This is a genomic window from Acinetobacter tianfuensis (genome assembly GCF_003611465.1).
Classification (GTDB): domain Bacteria; phylum Pseudomonadota; class Gammaproteobacteria; order Pseudomonadales; family Moraxellaceae; genus Acinetobacter; species Acinetobacter tianfuensis.
The window spans coordinates 1-3,592 of the sequence record NZ_RAXV01000072.1 but is presented as its reverse complement, the minus strand read 5'-3'; the positions used below and the strand labels follow the sequence as shown (position 1 = coordinate 3,592).

The following is a 3,592-nucleotide window of genomic DNA, read 5'->3' as shown; positions in this document are numbered from 1 at the left end:
CGATAGAGCAACTTAAAAACTATATCGATACATGGATCAATGATACCTATCATTGCGCAATTCATAGCATGACTGGTCGCTCACCATCTGTCATGTGGGAAGAGGCTATTACAGATATCAAACCGAGTCATATTTCTAAAGTTGATGCAAAAATATTATGTCGAAGACCCATCAAACGAACAATTCATCATGGGCAAATTCAGGTTGATAGATTAAGTTATTTTTCTCACGCCTTAACTACTTTACAAGCAAAAGGTATTCAGACAGTCACCGTTCTCATTGATGATCTTGACCTAAATGAAGTTTATATCGTTGATCCAAATGATATGAATATCATCATACAAGCAGATTCTACCAACCAAGACTACACCTATGGATTATCTCGGGCAATTCATCTAGAAGTTCAAAAAAGAAAAAAACAATTGTCTAAGCTGGATCAACAAAAATTAGGTCAGTTTGCTGATCTATTCGGACTCCACAAACTTTTTCATGAAATCCAAACAGATATCATCAGAAATAGACCGAAGTTAAAACCTATAAAACTTGAACTTCCTTTCATACTTCAAAATATAGAAAAGTGCCTATCACCTATTGTAGAGATTCAAGAGGAGCCAAATACTAAGGCACCTTGTAATAACAAAAAAAATAATCTGAGCTTTGGATCAATCGAGGTAATAAAAAATGGAAAAATTTGAAAATTATTATGAACAAATTAACTCACTTAACAATATTGTAGTCACTTCAGATGAGTTTATTACAGCCTTTCAAGGAATCCAAAACTGCGTAAAAAGAAGCATCGCCTATAAAGAACCTATAGGAAGCATGCTTCTTGCAAAAGGAGGTTTAGGAAAAACGACTTTATGTAAAGCTATTGTCAGCCAAATGCCTAAATCAACAAAAATTGAAGAAGACCATAAAAAACAATCATTCCAGCATTTTATGTTGAAGTCCCTTCCCCAGCTACTGTTAAATCACTTGCAATCACCATGCTAAATGAATTAGGTGATCCTAGGTATAACAATGGTACAACATCCTATTTAACTGACAGATTAAGTTACTTACTCAGAAAGTGTGAAACCAAGCTCGTGTTCTTAGATGAGTTTCATCATTTATTTGAGAGAAAACCGTCATATACCCGCATGAATTCAACTATAGGAAATTGGCTAAAAACGCTCGTTAATCAAACAGAAATTAGCTTTTGCTTAGTCGGTCTTCCTGAATTTGCAGAATTATTACAAGTTGACAGTCAAATAGCTCGCAGATTTCCATTCATCTATACCTTAAATCCACTCTATATTGAGTCCCCTCAAGGTCATGGCACAATTTACGCATTTTTAAATGAAATTGCTCGCAAACTGGCGCAACAAAATATTTCATTTTCACCACCGCTCAACAATCCACTTATGGGTATGCAAATCCACACTGCAACTCGAGGTTATCACTCCTACACCGTTAGTTTGATCAGAGAAAGTATTGTTAATGCATTAAAGGAAGGAAGGCTAATAGTCAATACAAGTGATTTTAGTGCCGCTTGGGAATTAGGAATTACTGATTATATTTCTAAGCTCAACTCTGATCCCTTTAAAATGTCACTCTCACAATTAGCTGTGAAGGTAAGAGGTCAAATATGAGTAAAAACATAGGGCTTCTAATGGAGGCAACGCCTTATCCAGATGAATCAGCTACAAGTTACTTGCTTCGAACTGCTGAATTAAACGGTCACACTTCAGTCTATCAATTATTTGGGAAAGAAAAATTTAGTTTTTTAAGTAAGTCATCCCCAAATTACACATTTGTTGACACAAACCGATTTAGGTATGCATTACAGACTCTAAACCTTAATCCTGACTATATTGATCTTGCTTTTGAGCGAGATAAATCTACTAGCCGAGCACCTAGAAAATATAGAAATGTGAATGTCGATCATAATTTATTTAAATCACAAAGCTATTCATATTGCCCACAATGCTTAAAGGAAAAGCCATATTTCAGGAAAATATGGCTTTTAAGACCTATTTTTTCTTGCCCTATTCATTCTATTTTCCTTTTAAATAATTGTTACAAATGTGGACATGCTATTAAGCTTCAGTCAGGATCACTCGTGAAATGTTCAAATTGCTTTACGGATTTAAGAGAGGCTCAACAAACTTATTATTCAGACAATTATTTAATCCACTGGTTTATCTATATTTTAAATCAAAAATCTGATGTACTATTTCAAGAATTTACATCTTTTTGGCTTGCATTAGAAAAATTTTCAGCATTAGATGAACCACGGTCAGATGAGTGCTATTTAAAAGTTGTACACGAATATTTTGTAAATAATACCAATTCCGTTATCACCATGAGCAATTGGATTAACAATAGAATACAGTTCGCTCACCCCAAAATTCAGTTATTACCATTTTATAAAGAAGCTAAAACCGTTTGCTTTAAAGATAATTATCTCTTAAATATTGAGAAAAATTGTATTCCATATAAACCAAATCCTCAAAGTAAAAATATCTACTTAACATTCGAGGAGTCAAGACTTTTACTTGATATTGGACGATTCAAACTAAAAAATCTCATAATTAAAAAATTATTAAAATTTGCGGATAATACTCATGATAAGCCACTCATCTATAGCACTGATATTGAACTTTTTTTAATTGGAAAAAGAGATTTAAATACAGAAAAGTGTCCTACTACTAACCCAACTAATCAAAATAAATTACTCACAGTAACGGTAAAATTGGCGGCTGAAATTCTTGATACAAGTCTTGATACGATTAGAAGACTAGCTAGATCACATTGGCTCAATCACGATAATAATAACAATGCATCGCCGATCCTTATTCCTTTCTACAAATTGGAAAATTTACATGAAAAATATGTAATTGCAACAACTCTTGCAAAAACATTAAATGTCAATCCAGTAAATTTTGTAGAAAAAATGAGAAGTATTGGAATCAAACCTATTAGTGGTCCTCATATTGATAGGCTGCCGGTAAATATTTTCTCTAAAGACTCTATTAAACATATTACTAAAGACCACATAGATCAGATAAACGAATACTCAACAATAACAGGTAGAAAAAAAACAAATTTTAAGAGAACTATTAATCATGATTTTTACTCATTGAATGAAGCGGCATCAATATTAAAAATTAGTCCTAATCAAGTCTCTACTTTGATTCATTTAAAAATTTTAGATCGTGATAACGAATTTTTAAGCCCAATTAAAATCAAACGTATTTCACTAGATACACTAAAAAACTTACTTGAAAGTGAGGATTATGTTTCTATTCAGACGGCTTTAGAAAAGCTAAATTGCAGAATAAACTGAATCCATCAATATTGGTGTAGAACAAGATTTTTAGAAATTAAAAATTTAGTTTATTGGAAGCTTGTCAATAAGAGTCAACTAAACGAAATTATTAGATTGAAAAAAAAAATATCTAACGGGTGCTGAAGCTAGTTCAATGTTAGGAATGCGTCATTCACATATTACAAATTTACAAACTCAAGGACTTATAACTCCTTACTATTTTGGAAAAACTGATAAAAAAATTAGGCTTTTCAAAAGATCAGATGTTTTAAAATTTATTAT

General features: G+C 32.2%; 2 protein-coding genes and 1 pseudogene. All 3 read left to right on the top strand.

Annotated features, from left to right (window positions below):
- The coding region (locus tag D7V32_RS16790; RefSeq protein WP_171407697.1) for a Mu transposase C-terminal domain-containing protein at positions 1 to 695 on the top strand (695 nt) is incomplete at its 5' end.
- Positions 682 to 1,631 (top strand): annotated as a pseudogene (locus D7V32_RS16785) (TniB family NTP-binding protein). The gene D7V32_RS16790 and the pseudogene D7V32_RS16785, both read left to right, overlap by 14 nt.
- On the top strand, positions 1,628 to 3,328 hold the full coding sequence (locus D7V32_RS16780; RefSeq protein WP_120403912.1) for a TniQ family protein: 1,701 nt from the start codon (positions 1,628 to 1,630) through the stop codon (positions 3,326 to 3,328). The pseudogene D7V32_RS16785 and the gene D7V32_RS16780 overlap by 4 nt, the downstream one beginning before the upstream one ends.
- Positions 3,329 to 3,592 lie beyond the last annotated feature (264 nt).

What these genes read in the sequence shown, in the direction of transcription:
- D7V32_RS16780 (WP_120403912.1), top strand. Translation starts at nt 1,628, where the DNA reads ATGAGTAAAAACATAGGGCTTCTAATGGAGGCAACGCCTTATCCAGAT.